This is a genomic window from Nostoc sp. DedQUE07 (assembly GCF_034530975.2).
In the GTDB taxonomy this organism is placed as follows: domain Bacteria; phylum Cyanobacteriota; class Cyanobacteriia; order Cyanobacteriales; family Nostocaceae; genus Nostoc.
Window position 1 is genome coordinate 170,440 of the sequence record NZ_JAVRCC020000009.1, and the last position, 24,496, is coordinate 194,935.

A 24,496-nucleotide genomic window follows, 5' to 3' on the forward strand; every position below is an offset into this window, starting at 1 on the left:
GACTGGGGATGGTGGGGCCCCCTCTGGGGATAAGGGGTAATGGGGACTGGGAAGAAGGAATAAAGCTGTACTGAGTTTTTTTCAAAAATCAAATATGAGTCCTATACAAAACTACAGACTGTAGGAGCAATTTTATGAATTGCTCTTACCTGAAAATCAGGGTTTTGGTTGTGTTATTTTGTGCCAGTTACTAGATGAGTCTTTTCACTATCTGAAACCCAGTAACTTCCAGAACTATCAGAAGTTAACTTGGTTTGTTGTGTGGCGCTATTTGGTAGACCTCGCCCAGAATTTCCCTTAGTAACTGTCTGCCACCAAAGGGAGTTCATAGTAGTAATCGGACGAATTAAGGGTTGTCGATTTGTCACATTGTATAGTAAGGATTGCAAAATCATACTGTTGGTGCTGCTGGTAAAACCAACTGCCGTTTTGCCGGTGGTTTCGTAGAAGCCCTCATAAAATCCAACTAATGGATTATATAAGTCAGTCGTTCCTTCCTGTAACTGTTGACTATACTTATTGTCTGGAAGCAGGGCATTATAGGCAAAAGCTACTGCTGTACTTACCAATCGCCCCTTTGGTACTGGTTGACCATCATCTCCTAAAGCCACCCAAGACTCTCCTTGTCCAGTAATTGTACTGTGGACAGTGTAAGGTTTACGATCGATTAAGGTGGTGGCTGAGGCTGTGAGCGTGCCCGTGCGGCGGTAACGTTCAGCTTGTGCTTGAAAAATTGGTTCAAAGAGCGATCGCATTTTTGGATCTAATCCAAACTCCAATCCATAGAGTACAAAAGGATTGCTAACTGTATATTGGTTAACTTTAGAATTAGTATCTGTGCGATGGCGTTGAATTGGGACTTTCAATCCTTCCACTGAGGCAGTTTGATATTCGCCTCCAATAGCAGAACGATCGAGATTGAACCCCCATAATTGAAAAGCACGAGCGGCATATTCCTCATAACCCAAGCGGATTTCGGGGTTAACGCGGGTGAGATATCGCCCATCTTCTTCTTTGGTAACGGTGGCACTGGAGAGAATACCTTCGCGTACCACACGCAAGTATGACCAATCCAGGACAATTTTATCTACGGCAGCCGTGTATTCTGGATGACAGCTTTTTAAGTTGTAAAGCGCTGCCAGCATTCTACCCAAATCTAAAGCTGACCAACCGTTTCCTTCGGGAACTGGATTACCACCATAATCGATTGGTTGGAGCGATCGCGTATCATAACTCCGACTTGGCAATTCCCCAGCAAATAACGGTAACTTTGTCAAAGCTCCTAAGAGATGGCGGGTGCGCTGGTCAAATTCTTTAGGGGTAATTGTATCGAGCGATCGCGCTGCATGGAGTGCTGCCAGATAATCTCCCAATCCCCAGAGGGTTGCACCTTTAAAATCACTGCGATCGTCTATCAGCCCACTCTTAGCGTGATAATTCGCTTGAAAGTATCGCCAAGCCGCTTCTGCATAGCGCCGTTCAACAGGCGTTAGCGATCGCTCTAGTTTCAGGTTAGATGATGACTGGGGACTATCCACTGGTGGAATAGGTGCAACAGCTACTTCTGTAGGTTTAGAAGTTGCGATCGGAATCGTAACAGTAGAATTCGCTTGATTTACAGGTGTTGCTGAAGAAGCATTTTCACTAGGTTTGTCAGTAGAATTCGGTTGATTTACAGGTGTTGCTGAAGAAGCATTTTCACTAGGCTTGCTAGTAGACACACTCGTAGAAGCCGAAGCAATTAAAGGGTGATTTCCCTTAGCCTTGTAGTATAAAATCTCCAAAATTAACCCATTCGTATTACCTGTTAAAGCTTTGTTGGGTTGTTTTGATTCTTCATAGATGCCAGCATAGTAACCGCTATCATCAGGACTGCGAAGATCCTTGACTGCATCAAAAACTTTTTGGGCATAAGCATTATCTGGAAATAGATAGCGCCAGCCAAAAGCAGCTTTTGTACTGAGGCTGCGAAACTGTGGGTAAGGTTGATTGGTATCGGTAATAGTTGCCCAGTTTGTACCGTTGGCGTAAACGGTGTTGTAGAGAAAATAAGGTGCTTGGTCGATATTATCTTCTGTTACCGCAGTTAACTGACCTGTGGTATCAAAACGCCGTTTTTGCACATCTAAAACCCTGGCAGCAAAATCAGCTAATTCACCTTGCAAGCCAAATTCAATCCCATCAAGGATATAAGACTCACTCACAACGTAATTATTAGCATTGGTGCTTTGAAAGTCACGGCTATCAACAGGGATTTGCACACCATTAATTTCAACTAACTTAAATGGTTCTAAAGCAATAGCTTTGGGTGCAGAGAAACCCCAAAGTTGATAACCCCTAGCACCGTATTCTTCGTAGCCGAGTCGTCCCTCTTGCACTAGTAAGGTTTTGTTGTCAGGGAGAACAGTAGCGCCGAAAAGTTGTCCATCTTTGAGCGATCGCGCCACCTGCCACTTCGCTATAATTCCTTTGAGCCAGTCATTATATTGAGGATGACAGGTACGGATGACATCAAACGCAGCCAATATTCGCCCAACATCCAAAGCAGACCAGCCAAGACCACGCTCCAGCGGATTGTTACCATAATCAACCATCTGTGCAGTAGCTGCGTTATAGACTTTATTGGGCAAAGCATCTTCAAATAACTTTAGACTGCTAAGAGTCGTCAAAAACTTATTGAGGCGAGAATCAAAGTCTGCTTGATCGGTAAGATTCAACCATCGTGCAGCATTCAATGCCATCAGGTAGTTACCCATATCCCAGAGTGTACCTGAAGGATAACCGCCAGTAGAATTGGTAAATCCCGTTGCTGGCTGATAATTTTTGACAAAATACTGCCAAGCCGCACGAGCATAAGTTTGTTCTTCAGATGTCAGGGGGGTTGTAATATTGCTACAGCTATTGGAATTTTGAGATAAGACTGGTGTCGGGATGTAAAACAAAAATTGCAGAAATGTTCCAATTAGGAACAATGCAATCCATCTCAACAGCTTTTGTTGAGGGGGTTTGTATATCATAATGCAAAGAAAGAGTTAGGACTTAGCAACGTCATTGCACATCTGTACAGCTATATTCATAAATAGAGATGTATTGAATGAGTCAAGTAGCGCTAGTAAATGATATTCGGAAAAATTCTGGAAATCAGGGTGAATTATACGGAAATTTTCTATACTGTTTCCTTAAATGGGGACTATATACGGAAGAAGTTTGTATTTTGCCGAAAAAGAGATTTTATAGAGAAAATTTATTTCTATATATACAAATAATTACTAACTGTAATTATTTGTAATTAACTATTTTAAATATTTCTACCGCAGAGATGCCACCTCTGCTGCCCAAGGTGAATATTGTAGATATCGCAGTAGCTATCCATTCTTCGGTAAGCACCATCGATGAGTTATTAGTCCTAGTCCTGTAGAAAATCAAGATAGCGAAAATGGAAGTTGGGGCGATCGCAGCTAAGATACTCAAAATTAATTTTTAGACTAAACAGTTTAGTTTAAAATAGTGATTGGTAAATTTTTGACTTACTTGTAACTAATAATTTCTTGAGAAGTTACGATGAAATCACAATCGAACTTTAGTTGAGATATTTCCTTCCCAGGCAATAAAAGCATCAAACAGCAATGCCTCTTCCGTTGAATTTTACCAATTTATAGTAAATCTCACTTAGCAAATCCCATGCCACATCGTCATTATCCTCCCGCCTACTTACGCTATCTCAAAGCCAGGTTATGGAATCTAGGGCGGCCTGGTTTTTGGGGAACTGCGATTTTTTTATCTGTAGTTGGGCTAGCAACCTGGGAATACTGGTCAAACCCAGATATTTTCGCTTATAAGCAAAAAAAACCAGTCGTTTTACAAAAGTCTGCTGATTCCTCCCTGTCAGAAGAAAACAAAGCTATTGCAGCAGATATTGATAACCTGCCAGCTTTATTTAATGACTTTGAGCAAGGAACTCTTTCATCAACGGCAAATGCGCCTGAACAACAAACTGAGGCAAAAAAGAGCAAAGGCTTATTAGATGATGTCATCAACAAACAAAAGTCTGCTAATAATACCAAATTAAATCCTGGTTTAAGTGTTAACGGCGACACCTCCCCAGCCGCGAAAAATCCCTTTGTCCAACAAACAGACAATTTATTGCGTACTGGAACAGTTGATAGTAATAACCCGTTTCTAGGTCTTAAAACTTTTAATACGGCGTCTGAACCAACAGGGGGAGACCAAACATCTTCTAACCTGGGTGTTGGATTCACTAATCAAACCAATAAGAATCAAAATTCTCTCTCTATCGACCCTCTGCAAGCAGCGCTTAATCAATCGACAAACCAGAAATTGTCTAGCTTCAGTGGTACCACTGCAACTCAGACAAATGCTGTAGGGCAAGTTTCCGCTCCAGGAACAACCTTAATGCCACCCAGCAATAGCTTAACCAGTCAGAATTCTCTACCAAACACTGGGTTAACTACTGGGACAGGTAACACATCAACGGGTACGAACTTACCACAAAATCCCTACAATACCTACACTAATTTAAATAACGGTCAAGTAGTCCCTAATAATGGGTTAAGTACGGGTACGAACTTACCGCAAAATCCCTACAATACCTACACTAATTTAAATAACGGTCAAGTAGTCCCTAATGTAGCACCAAGTAATACTGTACCTTACTCTAGCCAAAGTCCGAGTCAAAGTGTTGTCCCACCCACAAACTCTGTAGGTTATGGGAATTATGGCTTGCAGCAACCGACCCAAATACCACAAACTAATTATGGGAATAATGTGTTGCAACAACCAACTCAACTACCACAGTCTAATTATGGGAATTATGGCTTGCAACAACCGACCCAAATACCACAAACTAATTATGGGAATAATGTGTTGCAGCAACCAACACAGTCTAATTCCGTATATCTTCTTCGCCAACTTCGAGACAAGTATAAAAATCCGGGTCAAAACTGATTTTAAGTACGTCGGCTAGAAAAAGTCTAGCTAGGGTGATTGTGGGCTATTTGGAATCATCGGAACTTCTGGTGTTTCGGGTTGTTGCTGTTGTCGTTGCAAATATTTACTCAATACATAAGCCATATCCCCACGGGTTACGGGTTTTAATGGAGAAATATTACCTTGAGCATCTGTATTCAGAAATCCCTCAGTAGCTACTGTCGCGATCGCTTTTCTAGCCCAAGTTGGGATAGACTTTTCATCTGGATGTGAAGCCAGAATCTCATTTACAGCGGCATCAGGAAATTGAAATACACCATAAGCCTGGGCGAAAATAGCCAGAGCTTCTGCCCTTGTCACCTTTTGGTTAGGAAAGAATTCATTGCCCCGATAGCCTTTCATGATGTCAGTTTTTAAGACTGTCTGTATATCATTAAATGCCCAATAAGAACGAGGAACATCTGGAATAGTTAAATTTTCTTTGGTAACAGCTTCTCTTTTATCTAGGCGAAAGGCTTTTACCATAATCGAGGCTAATTCTGCCCGACTCACTAACCTTTCGGGATAAAATTTGCCATCGGGAAAATTTGTCATCCATTTAACAGCAGTTACCTGTTGAATGGAATCAGCTGGTATTTCAGAAGTAGATTCTGGTACTTGAGCAATTGCTGGCAAGCTTTGTAGGAGTGCCATTAAAGAGAGAGTAATTGAAAGCTGACGGATCATAATAACCACTTGTAGCTGCAAACGTGAATTGAAAAAAATACGTTACTGAGGTGAACGCAAAACTTAATCTCAGTTAATTAATGACGAATTTCGGCTAGGCGATGTTGCATAGCTACGTAATACGCCAGCTGGTTTTGATCGTCAGGGGAGTGGAAATCAGCAAAAACTTGTTTTTTACCTTTGATGTTTTGGCGTTATCCGCCCACTACTATGGACTATAGTCAGTTTTTCAGGAGTTTTGGGAATGACAACAACAGATCCCGTCAAGTTAATGAAGCAAGAAGTTGGCAAAGCCGCCGCCGCCCTAGTCAAATCGGGTTCCATTGTCGGGTTAGGTACGGGGTCAACTACAGCATATACGATTCAGTTTTTAGGCGATCGCCTCAAGTCGGGCGAACTCAAAGATATCATTGGTATACCTACCTCGTTTCAGTCAGAAGTGCTGGCGAAGCAGTACGGTGTCCCTCTCGCCACCTTGGATGCTATTGACCGCATCGATATTGCCATTGATGGTGCAGATGAAGTCGATCCGCAGAAGAATTTGATTAAAGGCGGTGGTGCAGCACATACCCGCGAAAAAGTCGTAGACTACCTAGCAGAACAGTTCATCGTCGTGGTAGACAGTGGCAAGTTAGTAGACCGCTTAGGTTCTAGTTTTGCTGTGCCTGTGGAAGTGATTCCAATGGCAATTACTCCTGTAACCAATGCCATTAAAAAACTCGGTGGTAAACCAGAACTCCGCATGGGTGTAAAAAAAGCTGGGCCAGTAATCACTGACCAAGGAAACTTTGTCTTAGATGTCAGATTCGACTCTATTGAAGATCCAGTCAGCCTAGAAAAGACATTGAATAACATTCCCGGCGTTCTGGAAAATGGTATCTTCGTTAACTGTGTCGATTTAGTTTTAATTGGCGAAGTCAAAGATGGTCAGCCATTAGTGCGGCAACTGTAAAAATTTTAGATTTTGGATTTTAGATTTTAGAGATATCTAAAATCCAAAATTAAGCAAGATTCTAGTGAGTTTAAACAGAAATTTCACCAAATTCGCCAGTTGTACATCATTCATTCTGAATTCTGACTTCTGAATTCTGTTTTGACACTAAACTTTAGCCTAATTTTCTATAAAACCTCAAAAATAGCCTTAGCCCGTCTTCCGCTTTAAGCTTGCCGCACTCCCGCGCTATCATCTGAGAAAGATAAAACTGTTGCGATCGTGGGGAGGTCTTTCTCACTTCAGGAATTCCAACAACTACATCCCGTAAAATAGACAGGCAAGAACCCTGCCCGATAAAAATATGGGAAAATTTTTGGGAAATCCCTCAAAACTCAGGACTCGGTACTTATCTGCTCACTCAGGACTCAGGACTCTTTATGTTAGCAGGCACAATTTTGCAGGATGGAAAATATACCCTAATTCAAGAAATAGGGCGGGGTGGCTTTGGCATTACCTTTAAAGCTACGCATCACTACTTGCGTCAGGAGGTGGTGATGAAAACCATCAATGAACGGCTGCGACAACATCCTGATTTTGCCAAATTCGAGCGCCAATTCCAAGATGAAGCCAGACGATTAGCTACGTGTATCCACCCAAATATAGTCCGAGTTAGTGACTTTTTTGTAGAAGCTGGACTGCCTTACATGGTGATGGAATACATTCCTGGTGAAACCTTGGGAGACGCATTTGTATTACCAGGAATAACTTTGCCTGAAGCCACAGCAATTCATTACATCCGGCAAATTGGGGCAGCGTTGCAGGTAGTACACAACAACGGCTTGTTACACCGCGATGTCAAACCAGATAATATTATTCTTCGTCAAGGAACGCAGGAAGTAATACTAATTGATTTTGGCATTGCCAGGGAATTTAATGGCGGTGTCAGGCAGACTCACACAGGTTTGGTTTCTGAGGGTTATTCTCCGATTGAGCAGTATATGACGCAAGCGGCGCGCACACCCGCCACGGATGTTTATGGTTTAGCAGCAACCTTGTATGCACTGCTGACAGCCCAAGTTCCCATGCCAGCATTATTGCGCGATCGCGAACAAATGCCTTCCCCCCGCGAACTGCAACCACATTTGAGTGCTGCTGTCAACCAAGCGGTAATGCGGGGTATGGCGGTAGAGTCTCGTTTTCGGCCAGCGACAGTTGCTGAGTGGCTGCAATTGCTACCTGGAAATGGGGTGAATGGAACACCGCAAGTTTTACCCACTTACGCAGTGCCAACTGTCAATTTATCTGCGCAGCAAGCAGTAACTTTAATTGGGAAAAGTGCCCAAAATTCTATTCATAGACCATCTGTGCTGGCGCAACCCAACCCAGGTATGCCTAAGGGAACTCTACTGGCTAAAAAGCTGGGATCATCTCAGGTACTTATTGGTATAGGTGTAGCCTTAGTTGCTGCTACAGCAGGTTTTGGAATCACAAGCATATTACCCAAATTTCAGCAACCGACTGCCAAGCCAGTTGTTGAAAAGCCAACTCAAGAATCAGGTGCGAAAGCACCTAATTTTGATAGTACATCTTCACCCAGAGGTGAAGAGACTAACACTACTTCAAGAAGCGAAAAAGCACCCGTCTCTAATTCCAAACAGCGTCGCCGCAATCGTCGTTCTTCCCAAGAAGAATCTACCAGCAGCCCTGCAAGAGAACCGCAACGCGGTGATTCCGAACAATCCACACCTTCACCTAGCGTTTCCCCCACACCCTCTTTAGTGGAGAAACTACGGGCAATCCGCTCATCTCGAAAAGCTTCCCCCACCCCCGCACCATTGCCATTCCCACAAAAGAACTTACCCGCTTCTAGTCAAAATCCTGCTTCCCCTCAACCCGTAAGTCCATCAAAACCTCTACTGATACCACCAACAGCACCAACAGAATCCAAACAATCAGATCCTTCTGCTGTGGTAGTACCAACACTAGAAAAGCAAAATTCACCGACTAATAGCCAACCCCAGAATATTCAGAAGTTTGAGGAAAAGCCACAAGATGACAATAACTAATCAATTTTGGATTCTGGTAAAGCAGCGTGGTAAGTTCACAACCACCCTGGCTCCCAGTACTTGTAGGGTTTTGGGGGAAAGGGACTCATGTTAAAGGGTAAAAACCTTATATATCAAGCCTTCCAATCCTTTTCCCTTTAACCGAGCAGTATTGCGCTGACTCCTATTAACTAATTACAAATTACGAATTACGAATTACGAATTACGAATTACGAATTATTTTAGGAAGGGTTAAGTTTATTCTGTACAACAACTTCCCCCTTCTTATTAATCTTCACCGGATTCTTGGGAAAAGCTTGATTATTCAAATAACGCATAAGTTTTACAGTTTGAAAACTCCGATCGATATGAGGGATTCCCTGCCGATCCATCCGAACGGGAATAATTTTACTTGATACCAAATTTCCTACTGAGTTGAGTTTGACTTCTAAAATCATGGAGTCACCTGTTTGGGCATTTGTAGATAAAGTCCGATATCCCAAAAAGTTTCCTAAAGAATAGGCAATGATTTTTCCCTGATAAATTTCCATCGCTCTGGGAACGTGAGGGCCATGTCCTAGTACTAAGTCTGCTCCGGCATCAATCATGTTTCGAGCAAAGGCGATCGCATTACCTCGGTTTTCTCCATAAAAAAACTCTGTTTGATTCTTAACGTGTAGTGCCCCCGTTCCTTCCGCTCCAGCGTGCATCGATACTACTACAATATTGGCTTTATTTTTGGCTTCTGCCACGAGTGCTTTAGCTGCTTTTAAATTATGGATGGAGTTATACATTTCATAAGGAGAAAATCCGATCATTGCCACAGGGATATTGTTAGCTTCCAAATAAAGAATTTGATTTTTATGACCTAATGTTGCAATGCCTACAGCCTGAAGATTTTTCATTGTATCTTTGAAGCCTACCGGGCCAAAGTCCATTGCATGGTTATTTGCCATATTGAACACATTAAAACCAGCCTCAGCAAAAAGTTGGGCGTATGCAGGTGGAGAACGAAAGGCAAAGACTTGTCCTCGACTAATATCTTTGGCAGTATAAGGATAATTAGTTAGGCTACTTTCAAAATTCCCAAACAAGATATCAGATCCTTGCAAGTGAGTTCTCACAGACTTTGGTAATAATCGATCTCGAAAGCGGGGTAATCTATAGTTAGGGAAATTAGTGCCGGGAATAATATCTCCAACGGCTTTGATAGTAATAGTATTTGGAAAGGTTTGTTGTTGTGTTTTTGATGGTGTAAGTTCAGGAATAGCTAATGGAAATTGCACAGGCTTAGTAGGTATAGTAGCAGCGTTTAATTGCTGTGATTGGCCAAGCCTGATAATGATTCCTATACTAATACCCAGATATAAAGAAATGCCGATCAGACTAAATGAGAATACTCGCCCCAAGCTGCGATTTACCATCGTTCACTCCTCACACGATGGCATTAGTTTATCCCAAAAATCTGTAAAATCTGTGTTAGCGGTGTATATTTTAGTGTTTTTGGCAAAGATGTGACTACGTAAAGATTAACTGACATCTTGTATCAAACCCTGGCGATTAGAAATCGCGGTTATACAAACTAAGTCCGCGGAGGCGGACTCACGGGAAAATAAGGGTTTGGCCTGTGTAGCCGTGACTTCCAGTCGCCTGGTGCAAGATATGAGTTAAGCGATAATTTTATCTAACTTGCAAATCAATAGACAAGTTGTTCAAGACCCTTGCTAAAGATAGGCAAATTTCAGCCACATTGTAGTAGATTTTCAGTAATATTTTAGAACGGAGAGGGGGGGATTCGAACCCCCGTTGGGTTTCCCCAAAACGCATTTCGAGTGCGTCACCATGAACCGCTCGGACACCTCTCCAACTATTTATTCAGACATTTGAGTATCTATTGTACATTCAAATGCTGTAAATTTAGGGAAATTTTGCTGCATTCCCTATAGTACTATAGCATTATCGCTTTTTTTGCGTAATGCAATCCTCCAAGAACACCAACGGCAAATTAAGGTCTGTAGACATCGAAAAAGACATCACGAGATTCATGTTACTTAGATTAGCATGGCTTAAAAATAACAGTCCTCGTATTATTCTGTGAAATATTTTTTAATCAGCATCCTCTGATCTCAACTACTCCAATAAAAGCGTAGCCGTAAGGCTTGTCGTCAGACATCGCACTCTCGTTAATCCTTGCCTTCTATCGCTTAAACTACTGCTGTATCTGCTTTCTACACTTTAACTCTTTTGTTAAGAAAGATGTGACTAATGCATAGATCCCGAAACTAAAAATCCCACCAATCAAAAGGTGGGATGAGTTAAGTATTGAATTGGTTACAGGGACAGGCAGAGCAAAAATCTTAAATCTCTACTGTACTTAGATATTTATTACCTTATTTTTTCAGTACCAGTACAGACAGCAAAAATCACACTAATTAGAATGATTGAAGTGCTTCTGTTTCACTGTCATAAGTCTCAAAAACCGTTATGAGTTGGGTTATCATCAGAATATCGTGAACTTTCGGGGGAAGATTTGTTAATTTAAGTTTCCCACCCTGGTTAGTTGTTGCAGTATAACTTGATACTAGTTCACCTATTCCAGAAGAGTCTATTGTAGTCACTCCGCTTAAATCGAGCAAAATCTTTTTAGCACCATCTGCAAGTGCGCTTCTGATAGATTCGCGAAGGGTTACATCACCTTCGCCAATTGTCACTTTGCCTTTTACATCTAAAATAGTCACGTCTTTCACAGTTCTTGTTTCTATTGACATAGTTATGCTTCGTTAATAGTGTTGTTTTACAAGAACTTATCACGCCCGAAAAATCGTTACAAGGACAGTTAAGACAGATAAGACACTTAAGGAAAAAAGATAAATAAGTTTAGAAAAGTTAGATTCTCGCAATCTATTTTCGTTTGGCGTTGTCGATGCTGTCACTTGTTGGGGGAATGTCGAATTTACTTTACTTGGTAGGCATAGAGACTTCCCAAATTCCTTGATTTACGCCATATTCTAGAACATAAATCTTATTGCTAATAATCTCAGCATCAATGGGATTACTAAAACCTTTGACAAGGCGTGTAGCGTTAAGTTTATAGTTGGTATTTCCTACTTTAGTTAACTTTAAATGCAGTAGGTCTTGGCTGGCATCTTTAAAAGGGCCTATTAGTGTTTCGCCAGTGGGATCGCCTGCTGTCCAACTCAACATAAATCCATCTCTATTGAATTCTGGACTCATTACTCCTTGCGTATCAAAAACTAAGCCTAAAGGAGAACGGTGTGTTGTAAAAGTGCTCAAACTTTGCCCAATAACACTGGCATCTTTGATTTTTCCATCTACAGGATCGCGGTAATTATCTGCGTCCGGGCCAAGATTAGGAATTGGTTCAATCAGTTTTCCAGTAGGTCGATTAGGAAAGGTTGGATCGTTACGATAGTAGCCTTTTTGGATGGCGTTAAATTGAGGGCTTAACAATCGGTCAGTGGCAGGATTATAATTGGGAAATTGTTGTGGATTATCTGTCCCACCAATACGCCAAGGAAAGCCGTAATTACCACCTAAACGTAGCCAATTTAATTCTTCTGACATATCGCGATCTGGGCCATTTTCTGTGCCAAATAAATCCCCATTGGGCGCAAAAGCCATATCGAAAGTATTACGTATTCCTTCTGCAAAAATATAACCAGCTGTCTTTAAAGTTGCTCGATTGTTTGCCAGAAAGAGATTGTTACCATTACTAGGAAGACGAAGTATACAGGCAGTTAATCCGACTTCGCGAGTATTGGGATATAGGCCATCAACAGACTGAATCTCACCATGATCGGTACGAGAACCGCTATTCACATAGATAAAGTTACCATCCAGGCTAACAACTACGCCGTTGAACCGATGGTCATAAGCTGTTTTGCTTTTGGGATAGGCTTCACTCTTAGCTAAGATAGACCAGATACGCTGTTTTGTACTCGAATTAATTACACCTTTAACAATAATTGCTTGAGTTTGGTTATTCACAAAGTCTGCATTGCCAACTAAATAAATTGTGCCGTTAGGGCCAATGGCCATACCTTGAGTTTCACTTAAATTATGATTACTAGAGTTGTAAACAAGAGTTTTAGTAGAGGAGGCTAAATTGACTTGATAAATCTCACCATTTCGTTTGAGGTAATAGAGAGTATTGTTTCGTGGATCTTTTACAATCCGCACAGAAGGAGATACTGATAATGTATTAATAATATTGCGAACCTTAATATCAGGACGCAAGCTTTGAGGAATAGCATTTATTCCAATAGTGCTATGATTTAATAAAACTATTGTAAATAATAGTGTTATTGTAAATAACAGCGTTTGAACAGCAATCTGATTGAAAAATCTGCGTTTAACTTGGTTAGATGATTTCATGTTATTCATGATTTTCTTGATAAATTGGTTATTTAATTTTGTTGCTAAATTCTTATTGATGAGTGGAAAAATTTTGGAATTTTAGCTTGGATTTTAGGAAATCATCGTGCTGAAACATTTAAACCTTTATGGGACATTTTTTGCAGTTGGCAGCGCTATTTTTATGTGATGGATGGAAAGTTTACCTCAGTCTTATTAACCTAGAAGATCGTATCGTCAGTAAAACATATATGACCACAGTAGAATGTGAAAATACACGTTTGCGTCATTATCTTATACACCTACAGACACTCCTAATGTCACTACTGCTTCGCTATCGAAAAAAGTTATGCTATTCCAAATTAGTAGATATGCTTAAATATTCAATTCAAATGTTACTTAGCTCTTTGAAGTATAGATAAATACCCATATTTAGCTAATTCATCCTGCATTTATGTAATGCCTATCAGTGCAATCATACTACGCTCCCATCTTTTAAAAGCGAAAAGCAATCCGCACCTGGAAAAACTTTCCAACAAAATATTTCGGATTGTCTGATAACTTACTGTATTCTGGGATATCCTACCTTGTGGAAAGCCAAATAATGACTATGAATATGCAACGACTTATCAAAAAAACTTCTAACCCAATTCGCAAGATAACAGACGTAACTCCACCATCGACTGAATCCATTGAGATGCCTGAGAGTCAAGATATTCCTGAATCGGTGGTTGAACCAAATCTACCTGTGTACATTGAAGCATCCGAATCGGACTACATCTGGGAACACTATCGCCCTTTGCGCTCCGTTGGTAACTCTGGCTGGCAACCGTCTGATGTGTGGCGCGAGTTGAGGGTTGATAATTTCTGTGGGTGAGTAATATGAACGCAGAGAGCCATTCGATTCATGGCTGAATAAAATTATACGTTTGTGTAAGTTCTGCTGAAATGTAATTTCTCAGCTACAGCAATAAAGTAGCGCAGATTTCGTAGTCTCATATTTTTGATACTTTATAAATATCAATTTTAAATATATATATATTGGACATTTCAAAAAAGGCTCCATATCATACTCGTACAGAGATTTGATTGAGGCCAGAGCAATGAGTGAAAAAACAACGTTAGAGAATTTCAGAAGTAAAGCTGTTACACAAGGAGTACAGCGATCGCCAAATCGCGCTATGCTGCGTGCAGTAGGTTTTCAAGACGAAGACTTTAAGAAAGCAATTGTCGGTGTGGCTAATGCCTACAGCACCATCACTCCCTGTAACATGGGGATTAATCAACTAGCACTCATAGCTGAAGCTGGAATTAAACTAGCCGGGGCAATGCCGCAAATATTCGGCACAATTACTATTAGTGATGGGATTTCGATGGGAACTGAGGGAATGAAATATTCCCTTGTGTCACGAGAAGTGATTGCTGACTCCATTGAAACCGTCTGTAATGGTCAAAGTATGGATGGTGTGCTGGCTATCGGTGGCTGTGATAAAAATATGCCAGGGGCAATGATTGCAATGGCACGGATGAATATCCCAGCTATCTTTGTTTACGGTGGGACAATTAAACCCGGACACTACAACGGCCGCGATTTGACTGTTGTGAGTTCCTTTGAGGCTGTGGGTGAATACAGTGCTGGTAAAATTGACGACACCGAACTGATGGAAGTAGAACGCCGCGCTTGTCCTGGTGCTGGTTCTTGCGGTGGGATGTTCACAGCCAATACTATGTCCTCGGCTTTTGAAGCGATGGGTATGAGTTTACCTTATTCTTCCACAATGGCGGCGTCAGATGACGAAAAAGCCGATAGCACCGAAGAATCAGCCAAGGTATTAGTAGAAGCAATTCGCAATCAACTGTTACCCCGGCACATTATCACGCGCAAATCTATAGAAAATGCTATTTCTGTAATTATGGCTGTGGGTGGTTCAACTAACGCCGTGTTACATTTTCTGGCGATCGCTCATGCGGCTGGTGTAGAACTTAATCTAGATGATTTTGAAATTATCCGCGATCGTGTCCCGGTTTTATGCGATTTAAAACCCAGTGGTAGATATGTTGCCACAGACTTACATCAAGCTGGTGGTATTCCTCAAGTGATGAAAATGCTCTTGGTACATGGATTACTTCACGGCGACTGTATCACCATCACAGGTAAAACCATTGCCGAAATTTTAGCAGATGTCCCCGACGAACCACCAAACAATCAAGATGTGATTCGTCCTTGGAATAACCCGATGTATGCCCAAGGTCACTTAGCTATCTTGAAAGGGAATCTTGCTACAGAGGGAGCAGTAGCAAAAATTACCGGGATAAAAAATCCCAGCATTACCGGTTCTGCACGGGTTTTTGATTCCGAGGAAGAATGCTTAGATGCCATCCTTGCAAGTAAGATTAAAGCCGGTGATGTAATTATCGTCCGCTACGAAGGCCCTATTGGTGGCCCTGGGATGCGGGAAATGTTAGCACCCACCTCAGCAATTATTGGTGCGGGTTTAGGCGATGCAGTGGCGTTAATTACTGATGGACGCTTTTCAGGTGGTACTTACGGGATGGTAGTTGGACACGTTGCTCCCGAAGCCGCCGTTGGTGGTGCGATCGCTCTGGTCGAAGAAGGTGATAGCATCACTATTGATGCTAATTCTCGCTTGTTACAAATCAACATTTCTGATGCAGAATTAGCCCGTCGCCGCGCCAAATGGCAACCCCGTCCACCCCGTTATACAAAAGGCATCTTAGCAAAATATGCCAAGTTAGTTTCCTCTAGTAGTGTTGGTGCTGTCACAGACTTGGATTTATTTCATGAGTAGGGAGTAAGGTTAGAGACGCGAGATATCGCGTCTCTCTACAAGAGTATGGAAAAACAATTTTCTGCTATTGGCTGTGAAACTTACTTATGTTTTAAAGTAGAAAATAGTTGAGTGAAAGTGTTTGTTACTACCAATGAAAGTTTTAGGGTCAGTCTTGCCAATCCTGTTGTTGTTATGCAGTCCTGCTATGGCAGTTGAGCTTAAGGGACAAAATATTGACGGCCAAAAGCTACCTGCTACAGCTTATTATTATGCAACTGGTGGGGTCTACAAAGTTCAGGTGCGCTTTCACAACAAACGAGCCACAATTTACTTTGATGACGGCAACCAAACAACTATACAGCTGAACCAGCAAGCGATCGCTGACTCAAAGAATATTGAAGGTTTTGGAAAACTAGGACAATATCCTCTAAATAGAATATTCAGTGTGGGGTTGGTGTATGACAATAATTGGCTCGGTAGCAATGATAGTCAATTCCAACTGTCCAATCCGCTAGACGGGTTGTGGAAAATTAGTTTGGAGTGAATACTCATCCGACTTTAAAAAGGTTTTTCACTTCTGACAGAGCAACTCAACAATATGTCCTCTGCTAGACTCGAAGTAACTACTTAATTACTAAAGTAACATATATCTATAATTATATTGGATTTTTAAATAACTAAGCTGCTTAAAAGCTTGCCAGACAAAGATTTCCTTTTCAGGATGCGATCGCGATTCAAGTAGGATTACTATATGTATATGAACATAATAATTACATAAATGAAAGTTGGCATTCAAAATACAGTAGAAATTTTAGAGCAAGTTCACCAATTAGAGTCCACACTAGGTCTTAAAAATGAAGCCTGCCGTTCTAAGTTTTTGATTCATTCTGACTTCACGTCAAAAGTTTTTTTGTTTTTGCATGGTTTTACAGCAGGCCCTTACCAATTCGAGCCGCTTGGTAAAGCTTTCTTTAACCAGGGATATAATGTTCTGATTCCTTTACAACCCGGTCATGGACGCTCAGGTGACTGGAAGTCTCAAAATCCTCCACCCCTGCCAACAGATATTGATATTTATCAACAATTTGTCATCAAATGGTTGCAGATTGCCAAAACGCTAGGGCAACAAGTTGTAATTGGTGGATTATCAACAGGTGGAACTTTAGCTGCTTGGTTAGCTTTAGAGCATCCTCAAGAGATTGACCGCACTTTATTGTTTACGCCTTTTTTAGGTAGCCGCTATTTACTATTCGATCAACTCATCAAAATTCTGCCAATTTACTTTGAATGGTTCAACAAAGATGCACCTGGGAATTTTGGTTATAAAGGTTTTCGTCTGAAGGCCTTACGGATATTTCTGGAATTGGGACATCAGGTTTTAGACAAGGCTCAAAGCTGTGTTTCTGCCCCAATCTTAATGGTATGTAGTGAGGCAGATAGTGCTGTTAGTCGCTCAAAACAGCAAGATTTCTTCCGAAGAATACTTAGGCAGCAACCGAAATCCTGGTATTACTGCTTCGATGATTCGCTTCACATTGAACACCGAATGATGACAAAATTGGAAGACAATGATTATGAAGAACTGGTAATTGTCCTTGCTAAAGCATTTGTTGAGAGTAATTTAACTTGGGTAGAGTTTCAGGAAATGGCAAAGCGGATAGCGCAGGGACAAGCTTATGACCAAATCATCCGAGAACTCAACTTTGACGAACAAGTTTTTCCACAGCTATCTGCAATGATGACTCAAGGTTTTGGCTGTGAGCATCTTAAATGTATTAACCCAGATTTCTAATGAGTATTTCAATTTTGCAAAAAACGGAGAGGTTAAAAAGTATTTGGCATTTCCAAATCTAGTTCAAGTATTGAGAGGTTCAGTTAACAGCTATTATTATAGATAATTGGTTTTTAAAGACGCGATTCATCGCGTCTCTACAAATGGTCTATTTGTCGCATTCTTTAAATTGGTATTAATTTTGAGCCTGAGCCAGAATCGGTAAGGTAATTACAAATTCTGTTCCAACGCCCAGGGTAGAATTCACAACCAGTGAACCGCCATGTTTTTCTACAACAATAGACTGAGCGATCGCTAATCCTAATCCCGTTCCTTTACCAACACCTTTTGTAGTAAACAAGTGGTCAAAGACTTTTTGCTTGACTAATTCACTCATGCCTTGACCATTATCAGCAATGCTCACTTCAATTTGTTTATTTATTAGAGAGGTAGTAATTTTAATTCGATTGGGATTGGCTTGAATTTCTCCAAAACTCCGACCTGTATTTGATTCATCCAAGGCATCAATAGCATTTGCTAAGATGTTCATAAATACTTGGTTTAATTGACCAGGAAAGCATTCAATTTGGGGTAAATTTCCGTACTCATTAATTACTTCAATAGCTGGACGTTCTTCGTTTGCTTTCAGACGATGTTTAAGGATTAAAATCGTACTATCAATACCTTCATGAATGTTAAACGGTACTTTGTAATCTCTATCGGCACGGGAAAAAGTACGTAGACTGGTGCTAATGTTTTTAAGCCTGTCACACGCCATTGTCATCGAATCAATCATCTTGAGCAAATCTTCTAAGGTATATTCCAAATCGATTTCTTCAGCATGAATTAAAATTTCCTCTCCGGGAGTAGGAAACTTTTGTTCATATAATTTCAAGTGTTCGATAACATCAATAAATGTTGGTTTAGCTTGTTGGAGACTGGCAGCAATAAAACCAAGAGGATTATTCATTTCATGAGCGACGCCAGCAACTAAGTTCCCCAATGCAGACATCTTTTCACTTTGGACGATTTGTAATTGAGCTTGTTGCAAATCTTGTAAAGCTTGCCCAGCTTGCTGATAAAGCCGAGCGTTTTCTAAAGCAATTGCTGCTTGGGAGGAAAGTAGGTTAATCACCTGTAAGCGGTTACTAGTAAATACTCCTTGATTCAATTGATTTTCTAGGTAGAGAATCCCCACCAAATGACCTTGGTTAATAATGGGCGTGCATAATACGCTTTGAGGTTGATGTAGGAGCAGATATTCTCCAATTACGCCAGGAATACTCGTTTCACAATTGTCTATAATGACGGTTTCTTGAGTATTTTTAACGTAATTTATTAGCTTTCGCGGAATATATTGACAAGCACCTATTGGTTGTGAATCAAGAATAGTTTTGACATCAGTCTGGGAATTTAACTGTTGATCGATAAAAGTAATTGCCCGCACTTGCCAAGTATCCTCTTGAGGAAGAATTAATACAGATGTTTTCGCACCAGAATTTTCTAAGATAATGCGAGTGAGACTGCTGATAAGTGCGTCTAATTCGATACAACTGGAGATAGTTTGAGCTGCTTTGAGAATGCAGGTTAAATCTAGAGCATCAGAAATATTAGTGCTGCTGGTAGTGTAAGAAGTAGATGTACGAGCAATGCTGGCTATGGTTTCTAAGGGATTTAAGTTGAATTCTTGCTGTTGGAAAATGGGTTTGAGTAATTTGGGATAGCGTTTTTCCAAGTCATCAGTTTTGGCTTTTGCTCCCCAACGAGCATAACTGTAATATGCTTGTTGCAGATATCCTTCTGCGGCTTTTTCTTTACCCCATTCTAGGTAAAATTTGGCAGCAAGTTCGTTAGCGATCGCGGCTTCTTGAACATAGTCATTAGCGATCGCTTCTTGGATTGCTATTTCATAATAATCTGCGGCTTGTAGGCGATCGCTAGTTACACGAGCTTGTTCAGCTAAAATTAAATTGTACTTGTGCTGATAATTTACGGGTGCATGAGTCGCCCATTGTTGCATTTTTGACTGGTTTTCTGCTACTTTCTGGAGATAAAGCTGTTGCTGTGCTTCATTTACCTGAGAACAAAGAGCTAACAAACTCAAAGATTGGTAGAAATTCCGCAAAGGAACAATTAATAAACCTGCTGCTCCCTGCTCATACTGCTCAAATTTTTGGGAATATTCCCAAGCCGATTCATATTCACCAAAAAGATAAGCCAGTAGCGTTTTTGCTAGATAGACATAACAAATACCATTAATATTGTTTGTTTCAATTAAAGTTGGTAACATTTCAACTTCGTGAAAGTGCTTACCAATTAAACAACAGGGGTTAGCCGCTTCTCCTTGTAAATTTAGCACCGTCTGCCGCCAGATATTTCCCCAAACTAGAGATACCTCTTGTTTTATTTGCTGCATGAGATCGCAATATTTATCTGCCTCCAGCACAGCATTTTCTAGGTTTTCTCCGCTCCAAAAGAGAAATTGACAATAGCAATTGGCACAATAGCCTACATATTCTAAATTTCCGGTTTCTAATCCACTCTGCAATCCCTCCAAAAATAGATTCAATGTGGATTTAATTGAATCTTTCCAATGTTTAATAAACAGGCTAAAGGTTAGATAAACTCTACTTTTAAGTTCTTTAGTTTGAAATTTTTCTAAAAGTTGTACTGCTAGTTTACCAAATTGATACCCATCTTCAATTGCACCAATACTGCACAAAAATAATCCATAGAGACTGTAAGCAACAGCTGCCTGTGGTGAGTTGCCATGCTGGATACAAATTTCGATCATTGTAAAAATTTTGAGCGGCAATAACATCGGTTTGGCTATATAGACTGGAGCAAACAAACCCGATAATATACGGAGCGCAACTAATTTTTGGGGATCAATGATTTCTGGCATATCTGCCAATGCTGCAATCGATTGATGAACCAACATTTGTTGTAACTGGTTATATTCATCAAAAATTATTTGAGTGTTACTGTCTTCAGGTAACGTCAAATCTAGTAATTGCAGTGCTTCTCTACCTGTGGCTATTGCTTCAATGAATTTATTTTGCGCCGTATAAGATTGGATTTGAATCTCATAGGTACGAACTTTTTCCAATGGAGATTTAGCGTTTTTGAGGATAATCTCTACTAATGATTTTGATGACTCAAAGTTTGTATTCAGATATTCTGCCTCAGCCGCAGATTCGTAAACAGCAAGGGCTAAATCGTAGCTGCTTTGCCAAGCATTTATCGGTAATAGAAGCATTGCCACTTTTAAATACTCAACTGCTGTTGCATAAGCTGTCGAGTTTTTGGCTTTACAACCCGCTATCAAATTTAACCGGGATAAATGTTCTCGTTCGTCAGCTTCCTCTAATAATTCCAGTCCGTAATTGAATTGGTTAACGATCGCAAAAATTCCTGATTGCTGCTCTTTAGGTGTATTCTGCAACAACAGTTGCCCAATTTGCAAGTGTGTTGACTGTTTTTGTGCTTCTGGAATGAGTGAATAGGCTGCTTGCTGGACGCGATCGTGTAAAAATTTATATACAACCATCTCAGACTGTTCTTGAGTAGTTGCTTGATTTTCGGAACCAACAAAAAACTTATAAATCTCACTTTGGGGCAAAATCAACCCTTCTTGCAAAGCCTTCCATAAACAATCTGCGGTTTCTATCTCTGATTGTTTAGAAACAATCGCTAATGTTTTTAAATCGAATTGATTGCCAATACAAGCGGCTAGTTTCAATTGTTGTTGAGTTGATTCTGGTAATCTTCGTAATTGGAAAACCATAAAATCAACAACATTGTCTGCTAGAGTTTGCTGATTTATGTGAGAAATGTCACATTGCCAACACCCTTCGGCAAAATTGAATTGAATTAGTCGATCTTGATGTAATGATTTCAGGATTTGAGTCGCAAAAAATGGATTCCCTTCAGCTTTACGATAAATCAATTGTGAAAGAGATAATGCCACATTTTCTGCACAATTTAAGGTATCGGCTACAAGTTTGTTCAATTGTAATTGGTTTAGTGGTTTCAGGTTAAGACTATTCACCTTGACACCTGTTTTGCGAATTTCATCCAACATCACCATCAACGGATGTGCTGGAAATACTTCATTGTCTCGATATGCACCAATTAACAATAAATATCCCTGATTAGCTTCATTCATTAATAATTGCATCAGTTTTAATGAAGCTGAATCTACCCACTGCAAGTCATCTAAAAATATAACTAAAGGATGTTCTTTAGTTGTAAATACTTGGAGAAATTTCTGAAATAATAAATTAAATCGGTTTTGTGCTGCGTTACCTGATAATTCTGGTGCAGGTGGTTGTCTGCCAATAATTTTTTCTAATTCGGGAATAACTTCAATAATTACCTGTCCGTCTTCACCTAATGCTTGAATAATTTGATTTTGCCATTTGTTTATTTGTATCTCACTTTCTGCTTGTAATTGCTCCATGAAGTTACGGAAAGCTTGGACAAATGCAGAAAAAGGAATATTTCGATTAAATTGGTCAAATTTGCCTTTGATAAAATAACCGTGTTGACGAACAATAGGTTTATGCACTTCGTTAACAACGGCAGTTTTACCAATTCCCGAAAACCCAGCTACCAGGATTATTTCTGTTGCTCCCAGGCTGGCATTTTCAAATGCTTCTAGCAGAGTTTCTACTTCTGCTTCTCGTCCATAGAGTTTATCAGGGATAATAAATCTGTCGCACACATCCCTTTGGGCAATTGGGAAACTTTCAATTTTGCCAGTTGTTTTCAGTTGAACTAAACAATTTTCTAAATCATACTTCAATCCTAATACACTCTGATAGCGGTCTTCAGCCTTTTTTGACATTAATTTGCTAACGATATCCGAAATTACCGCCGGAATTTGTAAGTTAATTACATCTATTGATGAGGCTACCTTAGCAATATGGGAATGCACCAATTCCATTGGATCGTTTGATTGAAAAGGTAACTCACCTGTGAGTAATTCGTAGAAAGTTACACCAAGCGAATAAAAATCCGTCCGGTAGTCAATTCCCCGATTCATTCTCCCTGTTTGTTCTGGAGAAATATAAGCTAGTGTTCCTTCTAACACATTGGGATTGATTAGCGTATGCGTTTCTCTTGGTAATAGAGAGGCAATACTAAAGTCGATTAATTTAACTTGTTTGGTTTCTGGATTAATTAAAATATTGCTCGGTTTGATATCTTTATGAATGATCCGCTGACTATAGAGTATCTCTAAGGTATTACAAAGTGCGATCGCTATTTGTAAAAACTCTTGTAAAAACCTGATATCTCGCGTTTGATCGCGAGCAAAATAATCTTTTAGAGAAATGCCGCCAAAATCTTCCATCACCAAGGCATAGGCATTTTGATACGCCTCTAGGCTGTAGGTTTGAACGATTAAAGATGAGTTTAGATTTTTGGCAATGGTGTACTGATTGCGAAACTGCACCAGTTCGTTGAAGGATGGATATGGATTTTTCAGCAGTTTGATCGCTACAGGTAATGAGTCACTTTCTCGATACCCTCGGTAAACTACAGTTCTCGAACCATTGTAGATTTCTTCAATGATTTGGTATCCAGAAATATTAACATGAGTGCTAAACATACCGTTAAATCCGAGTCATTTATAACTTGATTATTCCCAAATTAATAACGGCAATTTAATGTTAATTAATAAAGATTACTATGGCTTTACTTTCGAGACTATTTATGAAGATAAACTTTAAATTGTATGGTACATTACACGCTAATTTATCTTTAAAGCATCCAATGCAGAGATAGAATATCTCACACAAGGTGTCAAGGTTATCAATAGTAAATTAGGAACCTGCAAAGCGTAAAGTAGGAATTTTTTAACTCAAAAATATGCTTGTAAGGGCTGGGGAAAGATTAAAAGGGAAGAGGTTATACCATTTTAGATTTTGGATTTTAGATTTTGGATTGGGAATTGCCTTGGTGCGTCTGGCTTGGTGTGAATCCATCTGTCGTAATCATTTTTCAAAATGGTATTAAAAACCTTTCACCTTTTCCCTTTAAACTTTAAAGAACCAAGTTAACAACAGCAAACTACTAGTACCTGCTGGGATTTTTAGTTAAGTTTCGTAGTCTGACTAAAGGCAATTCCCTACTCAAATAGAAGAGACTATTATTGATTGACAGTAGGGGAAGTTTATTACTTTGCCGACTGTTATTAGATAGGGTTATGTTATAACTAGTCCTCAACTATGGTTATCTGGAATTACCGCATAAGCATCAATTTCAAATAACATACCGTCAAGTGCAAGTCTAGGAACGGGAATAAGAGTGTTTGCCGGTGGTTTATTCCCCCATAAATTTATAATTTCACGTCCTAACGGGATCAATTTATTTTGGTTGTGATCCACTATAAGAACAGTAATTTTTGCGACATCTTGTGGTTGTGCCCCAACGGCTGCTAAGGCATAACGGAGGTTTTTAAAAGCCTGTATTAACTGCTTTTCAAATTCATTGGAGACAAGATTCCCTTGTAAATCGGAACCAAATTGACCAGAAATATAGACGGTTCTCGCCCTTGATGGTGTCACAGCTATATGGCTATAGCCATTTTGGGTTGGATTATATAATGTTGGTGGGTTCACCAATTTCAACTCTTTGTTGTCTTTAGCGCTTACTTCCGTTTGTGTTCCCACCATCAAAGCGGTAGTTATTCCACTACCTCCAAGCCACAAAAGTGCATTTCGTCGCGAGAAGTTTGCTACTAGCGAATTTACAGCACTGGTAATACGTTTAGTCATTAAAGCTCCTTAAATGTGAGTTCTCTATTTTTGCTCATACTTAGTTCTATTATCTATCCAATTATGCTAAAAAGCACTACTAATGAAATATAATGCCGTGCAATCACGTAATTAATAGCTCCTAA

Annotated in this window: 15 protein-coding genes, 1 tRNA gene and 1 pseudogene; 8 read left to right on the forward strand and 9 right to left on the reverse strand. The window is 40.1% G+C overall.

The window, feature by feature from the left end; translation table 11 throughout:
• Nucleotides 1-173 precede the first annotated feature (173 nt).
• Together RMZ95_RS10475 and RMZ95_RS10480 are read right to left on the reverse strand one after the other, a co-directional pair.
• Complete coding sequence (locus RMZ95_RS10475; protein WP_322686749.1) at nt 174-3,017, reverse strand: DUF3131 domain-containing protein; 2,844 nt, start codon at nt 3,015-3,017, stop codon at nt 174-176.
• 262 nt (nt 3,018-3,279) lie between these two features.
• Nucleotides 3,280-3,471 carry a hypothetical protein gene (locus RMZ95_RS10480; RefSeq protein WP_322686748.1) on the reverse strand — a complete coding sequence of 64 codons (192 nt, stop codon included), beginning with the start codon at nt 3,469-3,471 and terminating at the stop codon, nt 3,280-3,282.
• Nucleotides 3,472-3,681: 210 nt separating this feature from the next.
• Between RMZ95_RS10480 and RMZ95_RS10485 the strand changes: the two genes are divergently transcribed.
• Nucleotides 3,682-4,965, forward strand: coding sequence for a hypothetical protein (locus tag RMZ95_RS10485; protein ID WP_322686747.1), 1,284 nt, complete (start codon nt 3,682-3,684; stop codon nt 4,963-4,965).
• 30 nt (nt 4,966-4,995) lie between these two features.
• Here the strand turns inward: RMZ95_RS10485 and RMZ95_RS10490 are convergent, their stop codons facing one another.
• The gene (locus RMZ95_RS10490; RefSeq protein ID WP_322672417.1) at nt 4,996-5,673 is read right to left on the reverse strand and encodes an S-layer homology domain-containing protein; all 678 of its coding nucleotides are present in this window, start codon (nt 5,671-5,673) and stop codon (nt 4,996-4,998) included.
• A 244-nt stretch (nt 5,674-5,917) separates the two neighbouring features.
• Here RMZ95_RS10490 and rpiA point away from each other — a divergent pair, with 244 nt between their 5' ends.
• Both rpiA and RMZ95_RS10500 read left to right on the forward strand, forming a co-directional pair.
• Entirely contained in the window at nt 5,918-6,625 is a 708-nt protein-coding gene (rpiA, locus tag RMZ95_RS10495) for a ribose-5-phosphate isomerase RpiA (RefSeq protein WP_322686746.1), read from the forward strand.
• 419 nt (nt 6,626-7,044) lie between these two features.
• A complete protein-coding gene (locus RMZ95_RS10500) occupies nt 7,045-8,673 on the forward strand; it encodes a serine/threonine protein kinase (RefSeq protein WP_322686745.1) in 1,629 nt (542 codons plus the stop codon).
• Between the two features lie 221 nt (nt 8,674-8,894).
• Here RMZ95_RS10500 and RMZ95_RS10505 read toward each other — a convergent pair whose 3' ends face one another.
• The 4 genes from RMZ95_RS10505 to RMZ95_RS10520 form a co-directional block, all read right to left on the reverse strand.
• Nucleotides 8,895-10,076 carry a CapA family protein gene (locus tag RMZ95_RS10505; protein WP_322686744.1) on the reverse strand — a complete coding sequence of 394 codons (1,182 nt, stop codon included), beginning with the start codon at nt 10,074-10,076 and terminating at the stop codon, nt 8,895-8,897.
• A 356-nt stretch (nt 10,077-10,432) separates the two neighbouring features.
• Nucleotides 10,433-10,517, reverse strand: a tRNA-Ser gene (locus tag RMZ95_RS10510).
• A gap of 567 nt (nt 10,518-11,084) precedes the next feature.
• Nucleotides 11,085-11,420: an STAS domain-containing protein gene (locus RMZ95_RS10515; RefSeq protein ID WP_322672413.1), complete on the reverse strand. Its 336-nt coding sequence runs from the start codon at nt 11,418-11,420 to the stop codon at nt 11,085-11,087.
• A 190-nt stretch (nt 11,421-11,610) separates the two neighbouring features.
• Nucleotides 11,611-13,056, reverse strand: a complete 1,446-nt coding sequence (locus tag RMZ95_RS10520) for a PQQ-dependent sugar dehydrogenase (protein ID WP_322686743.1) — start codon at nt 13,054-13,056, stop codon at nt 11,611-11,613.
• Between the two features lie 66 nt (nt 13,057-13,122).
• Here RMZ95_RS10520 and RMZ95_RS10525 point away from each other — a divergent pair.
• From RMZ95_RS10525 to RMZ95_RS10545, 5 genes and pseudogenes are all read left to right on the forward strand, one after another.
• Nucleotides 13,123-13,448: pseudogene (locus tag RMZ95_RS10525) on the forward strand (IS1 family transposase); the annotation flags it as partial.
• 194 nt (nt 13,449-13,642) lie between these two features.
• Nucleotides 13,643-13,903, forward strand: coding sequence for a hypothetical protein (locus RMZ95_RS10530; RefSeq protein WP_322686742.1), 261 nt, complete (start codon nt 13,643-13,645; stop codon nt 13,901-13,903).
• Between the two features lie 226 nt (nt 13,904-14,129).
• The gene (ilvD, locus tag RMZ95_RS10535; protein WP_322686741.1) at nt 14,130-15,836 is read left to right on the forward strand and encodes a dihydroxy-acid dehydratase; all 1,707 of its coding nucleotides are present in this window, start codon (nt 14,130-14,132) and stop codon (nt 15,834-15,836) included.
• 187 nt (nt 15,837-16,023) lie between these two features.
• Nucleotides 16,024-16,362, forward strand: coding sequence for a hypothetical protein (locus RMZ95_RS10540; RefSeq protein ID WP_322660052.1), 339 nt, complete (start codon nt 16,024-16,026; stop codon nt 16,360-16,362).
• 234 nt (nt 16,363-16,596) lie between these two features.
• Nucleotides 16,597-17,610: an alpha/beta hydrolase gene (locus RMZ95_RS10545; protein ID WP_322686740.1), complete on the forward strand. Its 1,014-nt coding sequence runs from the start codon at nt 16,597-16,599 to the stop codon at nt 17,608-17,610.
• Between the two features lie 175 nt (nt 17,611-17,785).
• On the opposite strand, the gene RMZ95_RS10550 is transcribed toward RMZ95_RS10545, so the two are convergent.
• Both RMZ95_RS10550 and RMZ95_RS10555 read right to left on the reverse strand, forming a co-directional pair.
• Nucleotides 17,786-23,203, reverse strand: coding sequence for an AAA family ATPase (locus RMZ95_RS10550; RefSeq protein ID WP_322686739.1), 5,418 nt, complete (start codon nt 23,201-23,203; stop codon nt 17,786-17,788).
• 613 nt (nt 23,204-23,816) lie between these two features.
• Nucleotides 23,817-24,371, reverse strand: a complete 555-nt coding sequence (locus tag RMZ95_RS10555) for a RidA family protein (RefSeq protein ID WP_322686738.1) — start codon at nt 24,369-24,371, stop codon at nt 23,817-23,819.
• Between the last annotated feature and the right edge of the window lie 125 nt (nt 24,372-24,496).